Annotated in this window: 13 protein-coding genes; 5 read left to right on the top strand and 8 right to left on the bottom strand. The window is 52.7% G+C overall.

Translation table 11 applies throughout. From position 1 onward, the window contains the following. Positions 1-129: 129 nt before the first annotated feature. From garR to ACN28R_RS00590, 3 genes are all read right to left on the bottom strand, one after another. Positions 130-1,035: a 2-hydroxy-3-oxopropionate reductase gene (gene garR, locus ACN28R_RS00600; RefSeq protein WP_095833289.1), complete on the bottom strand. Its 906-nt coding sequence runs from the start codon at positions 1,033-1,035 to the stop codon at positions 130-132. Positions 1,036-1,056: 21 nt separating this feature from the next. Further along, positions 1,057-1,827, bottom strand: coding sequence for a 2-dehydro-3-deoxyglucarate aldolase (gene garL / locus ACN28R_RS00595; protein ID WP_095833288.1), 771 nt, complete (start codon positions 1,825-1,827; stop codon positions 1,057-1,059). Between the two features lie 76 nt (positions 1,828-1,903). Then, the gene (locus tag ACN28R_RS00590; protein ID WP_095833287.1) at positions 1,904-3,235 is read right to left on the bottom strand and encodes an MFS transporter; all 1,332 of its coding nucleotides are present in this window, start codon (positions 3,233-3,235) and stop codon (positions 1,904-1,906) included. 486 nt (positions 3,236-3,721) lie between these two features. Between ACN28R_RS00590 and garD the strand changes: the two genes are divergently transcribed. The 4 genes from garD to ACN28R_RS00570 all read left to right on the top strand — a co-directional run bounded on the left by garD (position 3,722) and on the right by ACN28R_RS00570 (position 8,712). Continuing rightward, positions 3,722-5,287: a galactarate dehydratase gene (gene garD, locus ACN28R_RS00585; RefSeq protein WP_095833286.1), complete on the top strand. Its 1,566-nt coding sequence runs from the start codon at positions 3,722-3,724 to the stop codon at positions 5,285-5,287. Positions 5,288-6,163: 876 nt separating this feature from the next. Next, positions 6,164-7,699 (top strand): methyl-accepting chemotaxis protein, encoded by a 1,536-nt coding sequence (locus ACN28R_RS00580; RefSeq protein WP_183096811.1) that lies wholly within the window; start codon positions 6,164-6,166, stop codon positions 7,697-7,699. Between the two features lie 86 nt (positions 7,700-7,785). Then, positions 7,786-8,142 carry a FlxA-like family protein gene (locus ACN28R_RS00575; RefSeq protein WP_095833285.1) on the top strand — a complete coding sequence of 119 codons (357 nt, stop codon included), beginning with the start codon at positions 7,786-7,788 and terminating at the stop codon, positions 8,140-8,142. A gap of 213 nt (positions 8,143-8,355) precedes the next feature. Next, the gene (locus tag ACN28R_RS00570; protein WP_048637650.1) at positions 8,356-8,712 is read left to right on the top strand and encodes a FlxA-like family protein; all 357 of its coding nucleotides are present in this window, start codon (positions 8,356-8,358) and stop codon (positions 8,710-8,712) included. A gap of 40 nt (positions 8,713-8,752) precedes the next feature. On the opposite strand, the gene ACN28R_RS00565 is transcribed toward ACN28R_RS00570, so the two are convergent. From ACN28R_RS00565 to ACN28R_RS00545, 5 genes are all read right to left on the bottom strand, one after another. Then, positions 8,753-8,977 carry a DUF3820 family protein gene (locus ACN28R_RS00565; protein ID WP_048637649.1) on the bottom strand — a complete coding sequence of 75 codons (225 nt, stop codon included), beginning with the start codon at positions 8,975-8,977 and terminating at the stop codon, positions 8,753-8,755. A 3-nt stretch (positions 8,978-8,980) separates the two neighbouring features. Continuing rightward, on the bottom strand, positions 8,981-11,035 hold the full coding sequence (ligA, locus tag ACN28R_RS00560; RefSeq protein WP_095833284.1) for an NAD-dependent DNA ligase LigA: 2,055 nt from the start codon (positions 11,033-11,035) through the stop codon (positions 8,981-8,983). A 15-nt stretch (positions 11,036-11,050) separates the two neighbouring features. Next, positions 11,051-12,484 carry a bifunctional D-glycero-beta-D-manno-heptose-7-phosphate kinase/D-glycero-beta-D-manno-heptose 1-phosphate adenylyltransferase HldE gene (gene hldE / locus ACN28R_RS00555; RefSeq protein WP_095833283.1) on the bottom strand — a complete coding sequence of 478 codons (1,434 nt, stop codon included), beginning with the start codon at positions 12,482-12,484 and terminating at the stop codon, positions 11,051-11,053. Positions 12,485-12,587: 103 nt separating this feature from the next. Beyond that, positions 12,588-15,425: a bifunctional [glutamate--ammonia ligase]-adenylyl-L-tyrosine phosphorylase/[glutamate--ammonia-ligase] adenylyltransferase gene (glnE, locus tag ACN28R_RS00550; protein ID WP_472297958.1), complete on the bottom strand. Its 2,838-nt coding sequence runs from the start codon at positions 15,423-15,425 to the stop codon at positions 12,588-12,590. 70 nt (positions 15,426-15,495) lie between these two features. After that, on the bottom strand, positions 15,496-16,830 hold the full coding sequence (locus ACN28R_RS00545; protein ID WP_095833281.1) for a CYTH domain-containing protein: 1,335 nt from the start codon (positions 16,828-16,830) through the stop codon (positions 15,496-15,498). A 335-nt stretch (positions 16,831-17,165) separates the two neighbouring features. On the opposite strand from ACN28R_RS00545, the gene ACN28R_RS00540 reads away from it, so the two are divergent. Then, entirely contained in the window at positions 17,166-17,786 is a 621-nt protein-coding gene (locus tag ACN28R_RS00540; RefSeq protein ID WP_048637644.1) for a TIGR04211 family SH3 domain-containing protein, read from the top strand. Positions 17,787-17,823 lie beyond the last annotated feature (37 nt).

Raw genomic sequence — 17,823 nt, 5'->3', positions numbered from 1 at the left:
CCGATTTCATAAACGATCCGATTTCATCAACAATCCGAACTGCTGAACCGGCGTTTATCAGAATGATGTCCCCGACGACCGAGGCGGCATACCACCATGTATGCCGCTTCGACAACCATCACGTAATGCCTACCGCGTTATTTCAACTTTAGCTAATTTTTCATAGTAGCGAGCTAATGCGCTGTGATCGGCCGTTCCCAGATCGTCCGCCTTCAGCGCCTGCATCATTTCCATCACGGCGGCGGTCAACGGCAGCTGCGCGCCCACGCCATGCGAGGTATCCAGCGCGTTGGCCAGATCTTTAATATGCAAATCAATGCGGAAACCCGGTTTAAAGTTGCGATCCAGCACCATCGGCGCTTTGGCATCCAGCACCGTGCTGCCCGCCAGCCCGCCGCGAATAGCCTGATACACCAGCTCCGGATTGACGCCCGCCTTGGTTGCCAGCACTAACGCCTCCGACATCGCGGCGATATTCAGCGCGACGATAACCTGATTCGCCAGTTTGGTGACGTTGCCGGCGCCAATATCACCGGTATGCACCACCGAACCGGCCATGGCTTTCATGATGTCGACGCTGCGATCGAATAGCGCCTTGTCGCCACCGACCATCACGGACAGCGTGCCGTCAATCGCTTTCGGTTCGCCGCCGCTGACGGGCGCATCCAGCATGCCGATGTTTTTTCCCGCCAACGCCGCGGCAATTTCACGACTGGCCAGCGGCGCAATCGAACTCATATCAATCACGACGCTACCGGCGCGCGCGCCGTCAATCACCCCGTTGTCGCCCAGCACCACCTCTTTTACATGCGGAGAGTTCGGCAACATGGTGATGATGATGTCGCACTGTTCCGCCACCAGCTTCGGCGAATCCGCAGACGTTGCGCCAGCGGCAACCACTTCCGCCACAGCCTCGGTATTACGGTCCATCACCACTAATGAGTAACCGGCTTTCAGCAGATTTTTACTCATCGGTTTTCCCATAATGCCCAGTCCAATAAAGCCAATTTTCATCGTTGTCACCTCATGTCTGATGTATTTGTCACTGCGCTGAAATCACTGCGTAAACTTGTCATGCAGTGCCTGCGTGGCACTACGAAATACGCCCAAATCGCTGCCGACCGCCACAAAAGTCGCGCCCCATTCCAGATAGCGGCGGGCATCGGCCTCGGCCGGCGCCAGAATACCGGCGGGCTTGCCGTGCGCGGCGGCGCGTTCAAAGATATGGCGGATAACCCGCTGGACATCCGGATGATTGGGCTGGCCTAAATAACCCAGCGCGGCGGAGAGATCGCCCGGCCCGACAAAAATGCCGTCAACGCCGTCAACGGCGGCGATGGCATCCAGATTGTCGACGCCTTGCTGGCTCTCGATCTGTACCAGGACGGTAATGTTGTCGTTAATAGTGGCGAAATAGTTGGGCTCCGTCCCATAGGCGTTGCTGCGATGCGCAACGGAAACACCGCGGATCCCGGCCGGCGGATAGCGTGTGGAAGCCACGGCTCTGATGGCTTCTTCTTCACTTTCCACAAAGGGGATTAGAAAATTATTGAAGCCGATATCGAGCAACCGTTTAATAATCACCGGTTCATTACAGGGAGGACGAACGACCGGCGCGCTGACGCTGTTTTTCAGCGCCATGAGCTGCGGAATAAAAGTGCCGATATCGTTCGGCGCGTGCTCGCCGTCCAGAACCAGCCAGTCAAACCCCGCCAGCCCCAGCACTTCGGTTGAAATGGGATTACCCAGCGCGCACCAGCAGCCAATCAAGCTTTTCCCCTGGCGTAAATTTTGGCGAAAATGGTTAGGTAATATCGTATTACTCATAATAACCTTCTATTTAATTACGGTTCGTTAATTAACATTCGCGGTAATGAATAATGGAAACCGTCATCACCCATCATTAATTTTTCTTTAACTCCATGCGTTTAATTTCCCCGACGACCAGCAGGTAGCAAAACATAGCCAACAGTGCGGAGACGCCAACGAAAATCAGCGCGCTATTAAATGAATGCAGTTCTCTCACCAAATAGCCGATCACCAGTGGCGTTACGATTGAGGCTACGTTGCCAAAAACGTTAAACACGCCGCCACACAAACCAATAATTTCTTTCGGTGCGGTATCGGAAATAACCGGCCAGCCTAACGCGCCGAATCCTTTGCCAAAGAAAGCCAGCGCCATCAATGAAACGACCAGAATATTACTGTCGGTGTAATTGCAAAGAATAATACTTGAAGCCAACAACATACCTAATACAATCGGGATTTTACGGGCGGCGGTTAATGAGAAGCCGCGCTTCAGCAGCATATCCGATACCACGCCGCCCAACACGCCGCCCGCAAAACCACACAGCGCCGGAATAGCGGCAATCAATCCGACTTTCAGGATAGACATGCCCTTTTCCTGAACCAGGTAAATCGGGAACCAGGTGAGAAAGAACCAGGTAATACTGTTAATAAAGTATTGCCCCATAAACACGCCCAGCATCATGCGATTAGTGAGCAGTTGTTTTACATAATTCCATTTCGGACCGTCTTTCTTGCCGCTTTCCTTTTTATGATCCATATCGACGACAGCGCCGCCTTTAGAAATATATTCCAATTCCTGCGGACTGATATCGGGGTGATCAGTTGGGTTATGAATAAACTTCATCCATATCAGGGTCAGAACAAAACCTAATCCGCCCATCACCAGAAAGACATGTTCCCAACCCCACTGATAGGTTAGCCAGCCGAGGATCGGAGAAAAGATCGCCAGCGAGAAATATTGGGCCGAGTTAAAAATGGCGGATGCCGTACCGCGCTCTTTCGTCGGGAACCAGGCCGCCGTAATACGAGCGTTAGCCGGGAAAGACGGGGCTTCGGAAAAGCCCAGCATAAAGCGCAGAACAAACAGGGTCAGCGGCGCCCACACTAAGGGAACCCAATCCACAAACCCTTGCAGGAAGGTGAACAGCGACCAGAAAAAGATGCTGTAGGCGTAAACCTTTTTTGAACCAAAGCGGTCAAGCAACCAACCGCCTGGTATTTGCATAACCAGATATGACCAGCCGAACGCGGAAAAAATATACCCCATATGAACCGCGTCCAACTGTAATTGTTTCGCGACTTCGGTCCCTGCTATTGATAACGTTGCGCGATCGGCATAATTTATCGCGGTAACGGTAAATATAATTAACAATATGATGTAGCGCACATAGGTTTTTTTGTGTGCAAGAATCGTATCGGAATTCATAAAATCCCCTTGAGTATCGTTATTAGTATGTCAAATCAAACAAACCAACATCATTGCCAGCGTTAAAAAACTAATGATTTTATTTATTCGAACGCTTTAAACAAAACGAACCATCAATAAAACCTCACATTGGCAGGCTTTACCACAAACCTTTTAAAACGCTATCAGTATAAAAACAGCAATACGGAATAGCATTGTTAAAATGCACAACAATAACCGTATAATTAATTATAATTTCTGTGTTATGCACATAAAATTGCGATGAACATCACATTGCTACGCGCGTTTTGTTTAGCTAAAAACTATAAAGTGAGATAGATCACAACAGTATGGGTAATCGCCAGACTATCCACCATTTAAAGTTTGAAATATTATTCAACTGCACAATTCAGTCGCTGAGAATTTCAGATATTATGATTACATAATTCATATTGCCCTAACGATAACAAGACTGGTTTTCTAAAATAAAAATTAACTGGAGACGTTATGTCGCAGAATACACAGAATTCCACGCAGGCGTTCTACATTAAAGTTCACCAGGACGATAATGTAGCCATCATTGTCAATGATAATGGCTTACGTGCAGGCACCCGATTTGATACTGGACTGGAATTAATTGAGCACATACCGCAAGGACACAAAGTCGCCCTGGTCAATATTGCCAAATCCAGCCCCATTATTCGCTACGGCGAAATTATTGGCTATGCCGTAAAGGATATCCCGCAGGGCAGTTGGATTGATGAATCACTGGTCGAATTGCCTAAAGCCCCGGCGCTGGAAACGCTGCCGCTGGCGACCAAAGTTCCCGTCGAGCTGCCGCCGCTGGAGGGGTATACCTTTGAAGGCTACCGTAATCCGGACGGCAGCATCGGCACGAAAAACCTGCTTGGCATTACCACCAGCGTACACTGCGTGGCGGGCGTGGTTGACTATGTGGTTAAAATCATTGAGCGGGATTTGCTGCCTAAATATCCGAATGTCGATGGCGTTGTCGCACTCAATCACCTCTACGGCTGCGGCGTGGCCATCAATGCTCCGGCGGCGGTCGTGCCGATCCGCACTATTCATAATCTGGCGCTGAATCCTAACTTTGGCGGCGAGGTGCTGATTGTCGGCTTGGGTTGTGAGAAATTGCAGCCGGAGCGCCTGCTGGAAGGAACGCCGGATGTGCAGGCCATCTCGCTGGATGATTGCAGTATCGTACGCTTGCAGGATGAACACCACGTCGGCTTTAAGTCGATGGTGGACGATATTCTGACCATGGCCGATCGGCACCTTCAGCAGTTGAACAAACGTCAGCGTGAAACCTGCCCCGCCTCTGAGCTGGTGGTCGGTATGCAGTGCGGCGGCAGCGATGCATTTTCCGGCGTGACGGCAAATCCGGCCGTCGGATTCGCCTCCGACCTGCTGGTGCGCTGCGGCGCCACCGTAATGTTTTCCGAAGTTACCGAGGTGCGGGACGCCATTCATTTGCTGACGCCGCGGGCCATCAATGAAGAAGTCGGCAAACGCCTGCTGGAAGAAATGGCCTGGTATGATAACTACCTCGATAGCGGCCAGACCGACCGCAGCGCCAACCCCTCGCCCGGCAATAAAAAAGGCGGCCTGGCCAACGTGGTGGAAAAAGCGCTGGGTTCTATTGCCAAATCAGGCACCAGCGCCATTGTGGAAGTGCTTTCTCCGGGACAGCGCCCCAGCAAACGCGGCCTGATTTACGCGGCGACGCCGGCCAGTGATTTTGTTTGCGGCACGCAACAGCTTGCCTCCGGCATCACCGTCCAGGTATTTACCACCGGCCGCGGCACGCCTTACGGACTGCTGGCCGTTCCCGTTATAAAAATGGCTACCCGTACCGCACTGGCGAATCGTTGGTACGACCTGATGGACATTGATGCCGGCACCATCGCCACAGGCGACGCCACCATTGAAGATGTCGGTTGGCAACTTTTCCACTTCATTCTGGACATCGCCAGCGGCCGGAAGAAGACCTGGTCCGATCAATGGGGCATTCACAATGCATTATCCGTTTTCAACCCGGCGCCAGTTACCTGATTGAAATATTCCCACTTATGGCCGGAACAAATTCCGGCCATTTTATACTCGTCATACTTCAAGTTGCATGTGCGTTGGCTGCGCTCAGTCACCCGAATCACTTACCTGAGTAAGCTCATCGGGATTCCTTCCCTTGCCGCCTTCCTGCAACTCGAATTATTTAGAGTATATTTATTACCGTTTTTGATGTGGGATCAATATAGCCAACGTTCATTTTTGCTGAATGGCGGATAAATCCGTAGAAAAAACATAATTAGCAACATTTAAAGAGAAATAAAAAAACCATTGCATAGCAATATTTAACAAATAAGCGCCGTTATCCTTTTCCCCGTCTACCCGTCATCCATTTAATTGAATAGGCTTATCATTTCCACTTGCTTGTTTTAATAATGCCCTTCCATCATTGATTTAATAATAATTAAACGAATTCATTGACATCAGGATCCTCCTCATCATAAATTTACAATACTTGACAAGGCAGTGAATATATTCAGGCACTGATATTAAAAAGAAAAATCGGGTCTGAACGTCAAGCGTCATAAAAATTGACAGCCCGTTTATTACAATAAACGGTATTTATTCTCCATAAATTTCACGATACGCCAACATGGCGGTAACTTGTGAAAGATGGGGAATATTTTGAATATTGACTAACTTACACAACAATATACCCAAAAACTGGATTTTCAGTAAGAAACGCTAATGAGTCCCGCGTGTTTATCACTCTGTCATACGCTAAATAATTCAAGTTGCAGGAGAACCACGCACCCGCAGTTTGCAATATGACGAGTATAAACCGTCAAACGAGGGATTATCGTTAACGGAAAAATGCTGAAACTTCAAATAAATAAGGGTATGAACACTCAGGGGTTTCTGATGAGATTAAATACGCCTGTCACACAGCAGGAATATCTGTTGGATATGGATACGACATTGATGTCCACAACGGATAAAGATAGTCATATTACTTACGCTAATTCTGCATTTATCAACGTCAGCGGTTTCGCTGAATCCGAATTAATCAACCAACCGCACAATATTGTACGCCATCCGGATATGCCCGTCGAAGCGTTCGCTGATATGTGGTCGACCTTAAAGCAAGGCGATAGCTGGACCGGACTGGTAAAAAACAGACGTAACAATGGCGACTATTATTGGGTTCGGGCGAATGTCACACCGGTCTATCATCAAAATCAATTAACGGGTTATATCTCCGTGCGCAATACGCCGAGCGCGGATGAAATCAAACAGGCTGAACCTCTGTATGCTGCAATGAAGAAAAAGCAGGCCGGGAATCGTAAGCTATATAAAGGATTAGTGGTTCGAAGCGGCATATTCTCCCCGTTATCAATATTACAAAAATTGTCCGTTCGCTGGCGCCTGCGTCTGGCGGTGCTGACTGCCGGAATAATTCCGGTTTTACTCTCTGTTGCCGGCGTGAACCCGATTTGGCTAACGGCCATTACTCTGCCGTTAATCCTGCTGTTGGATACCTTTCTGCAACGGCAAATTACCCGACCGCTAAAAACGATACTGAAACAGGCGCAGCATGTCGTCTCAGGCCGTAAAGCAAAACCTATACGACTGAATCGGGTTGATGAGCTCGGCCTACTGCTGCGGGCCATCAACCAATTCGGGCTCAACCTGCGCTCGCTGGTTGATGATGTCAGTACCCAGGTAAACGGGATGACGGATGTCAGTCAAAAACTGGCCGAAAATAACATCGCGCTGAATACCCGGACGGAAGAAACATCCGCTAACCTGCAACAGACGGCCGCGGCCATAGAGCAAATTACCGCCGCGGTTCAGCAAAGTTCTGAAACCGCCTCACAGGCCACACAAATGGCGGAAACCGCCAGCCGTACCGCCATCAAAGGCGGGGAAATCATGAAGGAAACCATCGGCATGATGGATTCGATTTCCAATGCCAGTAATAAAATCGTCGATATTATCAGCGTGATCGACAGTATTGCCTTTCAGACCAATATTCTTGCCTTGAATGCCGCCGTTGAAGCGGCTCGCGCCGGGGTGCAGGGTAAGGGGTTCGCCGTGGTGGCCGCCGAAGTCCGCAATCTGGCGCAACACTCGGCATCCGCCGCCAAAGAGATCAAAGCGCTGATCGACGACAACGTTAAAAGCGTTAAATCCGGTGGGAATATGGTGGAAAACGCCAGCAAACATATCAGCAATATGGTGCATGAAGTACTGCAAGTTTCTACGATGATCAAAGAGATCAGTAATGCCGCTCATGAGCAAACATCTGCGTTGGAATTGATCAATACATCAATCGCCCATATCGAAGAGATGACGCAGCGCAATACCGATATGGTTACACAATCGACAGAAACCGCCGAAGAGCTGAACAACCAGTCGAAGCGCTTAAATAGCGCGATTAATGTCTATGGCCGTTGATTACTGTTTCTAAAATTAAAGTTGGGGGAAATTTGACCGATAATCGTAAAGTTGCCGTCAGGAATTTTTACGTTGAGGATAAAACGATGTCTACATATTCCAATTCTCTGGCTCTGGTTTCTTCTATTGCGCCGATAACATCTAGCACTGCTAATGATGTCGACCAACAGGTTACACAGCTTAATCAACGCATTAATAATCTTAACGAAAAGCTATCGCAACTCAGCACCACCTCCGTCAGTGGAGACGATAGCCAGAATAGTATGCAAATCCAGGAACAGAGACAGATTATCCAGGCGCAGTTGGTCGCGCTCCAGTCCCAGGTATCCGCGTTGCAACAGGGGCAAGCGGTTCCTCCGCCGACGACAGGCGCCAACGTATCGGAAACCCAGAACACGGTCACGGCCGCATCGGGAAATCATCGGCTCGATCTTTACGTGTAATGTCATCATAAAAATACGCGGCAGAAATATCATTTGCAGTACAAACGGAACTTCGGCAAGACGGCAACAAAATGAGAGAAAAACACGTCTTGTTACAAGTATTGCTAAATTTTGACGATAACCCTTCGTCTTCACAACCCAATTATCCTCAATACGAAAACGTATTTACCGATAATAAATTTACACGCGGTGTGATTTTTATCAGGAGGAGAAATGTCCAGCATCAGTGCGGTTTCATCGGTAACGTCATCTGCGGGTAGCGATTCACAAAGCTATACTCAGAAGATTAACAAACTAAATCAGCAACTAGAAAAACTGACGGAACAGCTTGAGAGCGTATCAAGCTCATCCGGGGACTCAGAGACAGCGGCGACGCAAAGCCAAATGTTACAAGCCCAGATCCAGGCTATTGAGGCGCAGATCGCTCAACTTGAAGCCCAGCAGGCCCAGCAAAGCGCCCAGGCGCAACAGTCAGTAACAGACACCGAAGCTGATAAGAATAGTCTTTCAGCCCAGGCCGATGGCGTTAATCGTCCGACGGAAGAGAACCAAATTAACGTTTATATCTAACGTCGAATGGCGGGTATAGGCAACAAGGCATGAGGTAAAATCATGCCTTGCGACTATTTTTCAATGGCTTAACCAGTCCTTGCAGACCTTCTATCTTGATGGCCAACGTAATTTGCATCAACTCGCCCAAACGCCCTTGCGGAAATTCGCCCTTACGGGCGAACCACAGCAGGTACTCTTCCGGGAGATCGATCAGAGCACGCCCTTGATATTTACCAAACGGCATCTGCATATTGGCAATCTCAATCAGGTCTTCTTTTTCCACCGCTTACTCTCCCAGCAAACGAATCATTTCAGCTTCATCAATCACCGGGATCCCCAACTCCTGCGCTTTTGTCAGCTTGGAACCGGCCGCTTCGCCAGCAATGACCATATCGGTCTTCTTCGATACGCTGCCACTCACCTTCGCGCCCAATGCCGTCAGCCGATCTTTGGCCTCATCACGGGACAGGATACTCAGAGAGCCGGTCAGCACCAACGTCTTACCCGCAAACGGGCTGTCGATCTCTTCGGCTTTGACCACCGTCGGCGCTGGCCAGTGAATATTGATGCCGTCAGGATCGGTTAACTCGCGGATCACCTGTTGATTGTGCTCTTCCTCAAGGAAATGACGCACGTGGGTAGCAACCACCGTCCCCACATCAGAAACCTCCTGTAACGCCTCTTCATCCGCGGCGAACAGCGCATCAAGCGAACCGAAATGGGCCGCCAGATTGGCCGCCGTCGCTTCCCCCACATCGCGGATCCCCAACGCATATAGGAATCGCGCCAGCGTGGTATTTTTTGCTTTTTCCAACGCGTTGGCCAGGTTTTGCGCCGACTTCGGCCCCATGCGATCAAGGCCGGTTAATATCCCGGCGCTCAGGCGGAAAAGATCGGCCGGGGTTTTGACGTACTCTTTTTCCACCAGTTGATCGATGATCTTATCGCCCAAACCATCCACATCCAGCGCCCGGCGGGAAACAAAGTGCTTCAGAGACTCTTTACGCTGCGCGCCGCAAATCAGACCGCCGGTACAGCGGGTAACCGCCTCGCCTTCGATACGCTCCACATCAGAACCGCAAACCGGACAGGCGGTGGGGAACAGGATGGGGCGAGTGTTTTGCGGACGTTCCGACTCCACCACGCCGACAATCTGCGGAATGACGTCGCCAGCGCGGCGCACAATCACCCGATCGCCGATCTGTAATCCAAGGCGTTCGATCTCATCGGCATTATGCAACGTCGCATTGCTGACCACGACTCCCGCCACGGCTACCGGCTCCAGACGCGCCACCGGCGTAATCGCGCCGGTACGGCCGACCTGAAACTCGACATCACGTACCCAGGTCAATTGCTCCTGCGCGGGAAATTTAAACGCCACGGCCCAACGCGGCGCACGAGCGACAAATCCCAAACGATCCTGCAGGGCCAAATCGTCTACCTTGATGACCACGCCATCAATATCAAAACCCAGCGAGCCACGCACCTCTTCGATATGACGATAAAAATCCAGCACTTCCTGACTACCGGTGCAGAGCTTAATACGGTCGCTAACGGGTAAACCCCACTCTCTAAATTGCATCAGGCGCTGCCAATGGCTATTCGGCAACGCGCCTCCTTCCAACAGGCCCCAGCCATAACAGAAGAAAGTCAGCGGGCGTTTGGCCGTAATGCGGGGATCGAGCTGGCGCAACGAACCCGCCGCGGCATTCCGCGGGTTAGCAAAAACTTTACCGCCGGTACGGCGCGCTTCTTCGTTGAGTTTCTCGAAGCCGCCGTGCTTCATGAAAACTTCACCGCGCACTTCCAGACGGCGTGGAATGTTATCCCCGACCAAACGAAGCGGTATCGCGCCGATGGTGCGAATGTTGGAGGTAATATTTTCCCCGGTAGTGCCGTCGCCGCGCGTCGCCGCGCGCACCAGCACGCCGTCTTCGTACAGCAGACTGACGGCCAGACCGTCCAACTTCAACTCACAGCAGAAGGTCAGGTCTTCTTCGCTTTTCAACCGATCGCCAATACGCTTATTAAATGCCAGATAGCTTTCTTCATCAAATACGTTATCCAGCGACAGCATCGGCACTTCATGATGAACCTGCTCGAACGCCGCAAGCGGCGCGGCGCCGACCCGCTGCGTCGGCGAATCAGCCGTCACCAGTTGCGGGTAGGTCTCTTCCAGATTTTTCAGCTCACGCATCAGCCGGTCATACTCGGCATCGGGAATTTCCGGCGCATCCTCCACGTGATACTTATATTCATGATGGCGCAATAAGGCGCGCAATTCTGCTATCCGTGAGGTTGCCTCACGTACTTCGGCTGACGCTATATTCAATGGATTCATACTTGTTTCAGTCAATTATTCAGACTTACCGGCTTTAATGGCGTTGATAATGTTGGTGGTGGAACAGCCGTCTTCAAAATTCAGCACTTTAACTTCGCCGCCGTTGGCCCATACCTCTTCGCTGCCCGCGATTTCATGCGGCTGATAATCACCGCCCTTGACCAGAATATCCGGTAAGATTTCGGCGATCAGACGCTGCGGCGTATCTTCCTCAAACGCCACCACCCAGTCGACGGACTCCAACGCTCCCAGCACGATCATGCGCTGCGGCAGCGGATTAACCGGCCGGCTCGGCCCTTTCAGACGCCGGGTTGAGGCATCGCTATTCACGGCGACAATCAGGCGATCGCCAAGTTTGCGGGCATTGGAAAGATAGGAGACGTGCCCCGCATGCAGAATATCGAAACAGCCGTTGGTCATGACGATCTTTTCGCCGCGCTGGCGCGCCCGTTCAACCGCCTCTTTCAATTGCTGCTCGCTCATTACGCCGAATCCGATTTCCGAGCGGCCGCGAATGGCATTTTCCAGTTCGATCGGCGTTACCGTTGAGGTTCCCAGTTTGCCGACCACCACGCCAGCCGCAGCATTAGCCAGGAAACAGGCCTCTTCCAGCGGATTGCCGGCGGCCAGCGCCGCGGCCAACACGCCGATAACCGTATCACCCGCCCCGGTCACGTCATACACTTCCTGCGCCTGCGTCGGCAGATTCAACGGCGCTTGACCCGGTTGCAGCAGCGTCATGCCCTGTTCGGAACGCGTGATCAGCAGAGCGGACAGATCGTAATCCGCCACCAGTTGCATGCCGCGCGCCACCAGTTCTTCTTCATTTTGACAACGTCCGACCACCGCCTCGAATTCCGACAGATTAGGCGTCAATAGCGTCGCCCCCCGATAGCGGGAAAAATCCGTGCCTTTCGGATCGATCAATACCGGTACGCCCGCCGCTTTTGCCGTCTGCACCATCGCCTGTACATGAGTGAGCGCGCCTTTCGCGTAATCGGAAAGCACCAGCGCGCCGATATTCGGCAGCGCCTGCTGGATACGCTCAATCATCGGCTGCGGATCGACGCCGTCAAAACCCTCTTCAAAATCCAGCCGGATCAACTGCTGATTGCGCGACAACACGCGCAGTTTGGTAATCGTCGGATGCGTCGGCACGGAGACGAAATCACACTTAACGTTGACTTCGTTAAGTTTACTGCTCAGAGCGCGTGCGGCGTCGTCAATCCCCGTCAGGCCGACCAAGCGGGAAAGCGCGCCCAGGGATGCAATATTCATCGCCACGTTGGCGGCCCCGCCCGGGCGCTCTTCTATCGTATCCACCTTCACCACAGGCACCGGCGCCTCTGGTGAAATCCGGCTGGTCGGCCCATACCAGTAGCGGTCCAGCATGACATCCCCAACCACTAATATGCCCGCATGGCGGAAATCAGGCAGCGTAACTTTCATCCCATACTCCAAGCTCATTTCGCATAATGCGCGTCATAATATCACAGGGCCGGTTATTACCAGCAAAAAGCGCTTCCCGGTTAAACAGAATGCGAAGCGCCTCTCAACCCAGCCATTTGCTCCAACTTTGTAAAACCTGTTGGCGTTCAGCCATAAACTTATCCTGACTCACCCGGCCGGAGATCTCCTGCAGCGCCAGATGGTGTAGCTCATTGCGCATCGTGACGTAAGCCTGTTTGAGCGCCTCAGCCTCACGTTCATCCATCACGCCGTACTGCGCCATCATGTCAAGAATGCGCACATTATCCGACCAACGGGTCAGGCCGGGTTGCTGTGAAGCATAGCGCAGCACCAGATATTGGACGATAAACTCAATGTCGGTGATCCCGCCGGCGTCCGTTTTCAGATCAAACAGGTTTTTGTCTTTGTTCGCCAGATGCTGCCGCATTTTCTCGCGCATTTCACGAACCTCGGCGCGCAGCTTGTCGGGATCGCGCTCGCGGCCGAGAATATTGCGCCGAATGGTTTCAAACTGTTGCTGTATGCCGCTTTCGCCGTAAACCATGCGCGCCCGCACCAGCGCCTGATGCTCCCAGGTCCAGGCTTCGTTACGCTGATAATCATCAAAGGCGTCAACCGTGCTGACCAGCATCCCCGCCGCTCCGGAAGGCCGCAGACGCGCATCCACCTCATACAGAATGCCGGATGAAGTGCGTGTGCTGAACAGATGTATCACGCGTTGCGCCAGCCGGAGATAAAACTGGCGGCCGTCAATGCTGCGTTCGCCATCGGTCATGACGTCAGACGGGCAATCCAGCAGGAAAACCAGATCCAGATCAGAGCCGTAGCCTAATTCCCAGCCGCCCAGCTTGCCATAGGCGATAACCGCAAAACCGCGTCCCTTGCGCTGGTGCAAATGCGACGGCTGGCCGTAACGCGCGACCATCAGCGACCATGCCTGTTGCACAACCGCGGCGATGATCGCTTCAGCCAGATAGGTTAAGTGATCGCTCACTTTCATTACCGGTAGCACGCCCGCGATATCCCCGGCGGCAATGCGCAGCAGCTGAGCCTGTTTGTACTGGCGTACCGCCTCCAGTTGTTGCTCTTCATCGTCTTCCGGCACGCGCATCAGATACTGACGCAATTCATCGGCATAAGCTCCCGGCGCGGTGGGTTGATAGAGGGTGGCGGGATCGAGCAATTCATCAAGCAGTAATGGATAACGCGCCAGTTGACCGGCCACCATCGGCGAGGCCGCGCACAGCCGAACCAGTTGTGCCAAGGCGGGCCGCGACTCCAGCAGCAATTCCAGATAGGTGGTGCGGGTAACAATCCCCAGCAGCAGCGGAGTCAGGCGCGATAAAATGATATCGGCCTCCTGCCGGGCGCACACTTCCGCCAGCAGATTGGGCATCAGTTGGTCGAGCACCTCTCGACCGCGCGGGCCGATGGTGCGTTTGGCGACATCATGATGAAAATCAACAATCTCGCGCAGCAACCTCTCCCGCACGCTCTCCGTCAGATGCGGCGTAAGCAAAGCCAGATCGGCATAATCCAGCATATCCTGCCACAGGCTGCAATAGCTGTCGTGTTCGGGAATATCATGATTATCCGGCACGTCGTCGCCGATTAAGTCGTCAAACACGCGGCGCACGGACTGCGTGTGCCGCAACAGCGCCTGTTGCAACATCGCCCAGCCATCAAATCCCATGCCCCACGCCAGCCGCGATTGATTGAGTTCATCGTCCGGCAAGGTCTGCGTTTGCTCATCGGCAATCGCCTGCAGAAGATTTTCCAGCCGGCGCAAGAAGCAGTACGTCTCGCTAAGTTCAGTCACCTGCGGCTGCGCCAATAATCCCAGTTCCCCAATATGACGCAACGTCGGCAATAGCGCCCTTTCCTGCAGCCCCGGCTCACGGCCGCCGCGGATCAGTTGGAAGACCTGAGTGATAAACTCAATTTCACGAATACCGCCCGCGCCCAGCTTGATGTTGTTGCGCAAATCACGCCGGCGGACTTCGCGGGCAATCATCCCCTTCATGTTCCTCAGCGACTGAATCACGCTGAAATCGATATAACGCCGGAAGACGAAAGGCCGCAGAGTTCGGCGTAATTCCTGGCTATATTCATCGTCCATTCCGCCCAGCAGACGGGCTTTTACCATTGCATAGCGCTCCCAGTCCCTTCCCTGTTCCTGGTAATAGTCCTCCATCGCGGCAAAACTCAGCACCAGCGGACCGCTCTCGCCAAACGGGCGCAGCCGCATGTCGACACGATACACAAAGCCATCAACCGTGGGCTGATCCAGCACCTTAATCAGCCGCTGACCTAAACGGGTAAAAAACTGCGCATTATCCAGCTCGCGCCGCCCGCCCTGCGTTTGACCGTTCTCCGGATAGACAAAAATCAGGTCAATATCGGAAGAAAAATTCAGCTCGCCGCCGCCTAGCTTGCCCATTCCCAGGATAAGCAGCGGTTGGGGAATGCCTTGCTCATTGACGGGCGTGCCCCAATCCCGGCAGCAGGCCTGATACAACCAACTGCGGGCCGCAACAATCAAGGTTTCCGCCAGTTCGCTGAGCTGCCGCAATGTCTGCTCCGTGGTGCTGGTGCGTAACGCCTGCGACCAGGCAATCCGCACCAACATGCGACGGCGAAACCGCCGCAGAACGTTCATCAGCGCCGTTTCATCATGCGCCTCGGCCAGATCCTGGTTCAACCAGTCGGAATAATGCCGCCACTCTTCGGGCTGCGGCGGCTGACGATGAAGATCCCGCCACCAGTCCGGATAGCGAATCAGCGCATCACCGACAAAATCGCTCATCGCCAGTACGGCAAGATCGCCCTCCGTTGCCGGGGCAAGATCGGCAGCGGCTTCCTGCAGACGGAGTAGAACCCGTTGAGACTGTTCCGCCAGTAATGAAGGTAAAGACGGCAAAGGACGTGTCGACATGATGATTCCTTTGAGATGTCACCCGCCGTCAATAGCGGGTGAGCGCAGTTAACGGTTAATTCCCGGCGCTGTGTAACCAGAATGGTGACTGAGCCAATGCTTGTTTGCGGCAGGTTTCCAGATACGGCGACGGCGATTGATCGTCTGACAGTTGTTCAACCGCCTCGATTAGCGCGCGCCAGCGCTCGATATATGCCTCCGCCTGTTCAGCCGGATACGCGCCGGATAACAGTTGAAGAGCACAAATATTGCGCTGTAAACGAGGCAACTGCTGGACATATTGAACGTCGCTCAGGGGGCCGCCGAAGGTGTGTTTCAGCTCGGCGGCGCTGCGTCCCAACATGATATCGGCAAAGCGTTTGTAGGAGCCCAGTAACTTGATACGCTCTTTATTATCCAGATGGCTGCGCCAGCCGGCCTCCACCAGCCATGAGGTAAGCACCAACTTACTTTGTAAGTATTCCACGCCGTAGCATAGCGACTCCGCATCTCCGGGTCCCTGCACTTTATCCTCCAGGCTGGTGAGCGCGGCCCGAAAAAGGGTCGTTACCTTACGGGGGATCACGCCGCCGACCAGTACCAGCATTTCGCGCATCAGCGCGCCGGCCTGCGGCAATGCGTGACGGGCCTCAATGTTGCCGCGTACCCACAGCTCTTCATGATACTGCCAATAGCCCAGCGCGTACTCCAATGCCGCGCCGATCGCCTGATCGATATTGGTTTTCGGCTCCAGAACAAGGATACCGGCCGGGCGGCACTCGCGCGGCGGATTGCCTTTCGCCAGATGATACCCACGGGCGGCTTTACTGAGACTCCCTTGACGCAGGCCGCCGAACTCGGCGATTTCCGCCGCCAGTTCAAACAGATCCGAGGTCTGCCCCAGCTTGAGCTCCATTTCAAGTTCGTTCAGCGGTTCACTAAGCTCGCCCGCGCGAATCTCGCCACGGTCAAGGGCAACTTCAATCACGCTTTGATGATAAGTGACTACCCACTTCTCCCGGGTAAAGTCGGTGCTGAACAGCGGCTTAAGGGATTGTTGAAGCTCCGCGGGATCGCAATTTTCAGGCCAGATATCCGCCGGAAGCAGACCAAGATCCAACGCCGCTTTTTCCAGCGGCACATTATATTCAGGATGCTGATGCAGCCCGCCAATCACTTTACCGGCGGTTTTCACCGTCATTTCATAACGTTCGTTCTCACCGCGAATGCGCAGACCGATACCCTGTTGGCGCAGGAAGTGGTCTGCCGTCTCATAATAGATATTCGACAGCCGCTGGGCATGCATATGTTCAGCATGACTGTACTCACTCTGCCAGACGGATAGCTGCTTGCGCAGCGAATCAACGTTGTCGGGGCGAACAATAAATTTCAGTTCAATCTCTTCACTCATAACATTTCCCACATCGGGTTTGGCGCCAATTCCGTTAGTAGATAATATTTTACTTCACCTTGCCACCTTTGCCGCATCCTCCGATGTTTGGCTATTCCCGCTCGCGCCGCTATCGGTTCGATTCATGTTCACGCGCAAACAAAAGATTTCCGGGAAAAATTTTTGACGTAGCATCACAAGTAGCCAGGGACGGCGCGCCATAAAAAAACCGAACTGCGCCCAGGAGAGACGCCGGACGAACCAAGAGTGAGAAAGTTCTCATTCAGGTTTAATCATTGCCTCGTCAGACTTAAGCCTCTACTATCATCCTATGACTCACGCAACCTGATGATCTTATGCAGAAATTACTCCTGATTTGTTTTACCTTAATGACCTTTGCTTCAAGTTTGACTGCTCACGCGGAAGAAAAACGTTATATTTCTGATGAGTTACTGACCTACATCCACAGCGGCCCAGGCAATCAATACCGCATTGTGGGTACGCTAAACGCCGGCGATGAAGTGACGGTACTCAGCGTTAATCAAGGAGCGGGCTACGCACAAATCCGCGATGACAGAAACCGCACCAGTTGGATCCCGCTCGATCAGTTGAGTGAAACCCCAAGCCTAAAAACCCGCGTACCCGAGTTGGAAAATCAGGTTAACGACCTGACGGAAAAACTGAAGAATATCGATCAAACCTGGAACCAGCGCACAGCGGAGATGCAGCAAAAAGTTGCCGCCAGCGACGGTATTATCAATGGGTTACATAACGAAAATCAGGAATTAAAAAACCAGCTCATCGTGGCGCAGAAGAAAGTCAGCGCCGCGAATGTCCAGCTTGACGATAAACAGCGAACCATCATTCTGCAATGGTTCCTGTACGGCGGCGGCGTGGCTGGCGCCGGACTTCTGTTGGGCCTGCTGCTGCCGCATATTATCCCCCGCCGGAAGAAGAGCGACCGCTGGATGAGTTAGCATTATCCGCTGTCTGTAACGGTAATAATGCGCAAAA

Origin of the sequence: Brenneria goodwinii (assembly GCF_002291445.1) — a bacterium.
Taxonomy (GTDB): domain Bacteria; phylum Pseudomonadota; class Gammaproteobacteria; order Enterobacterales; family Enterobacteriaceae; genus Brenneria; species Brenneria goodwinii.
Note: the sequence above shows the minus strand (reverse complement) of the source record. Positions and strands in the feature narration are given on the sequence as shown.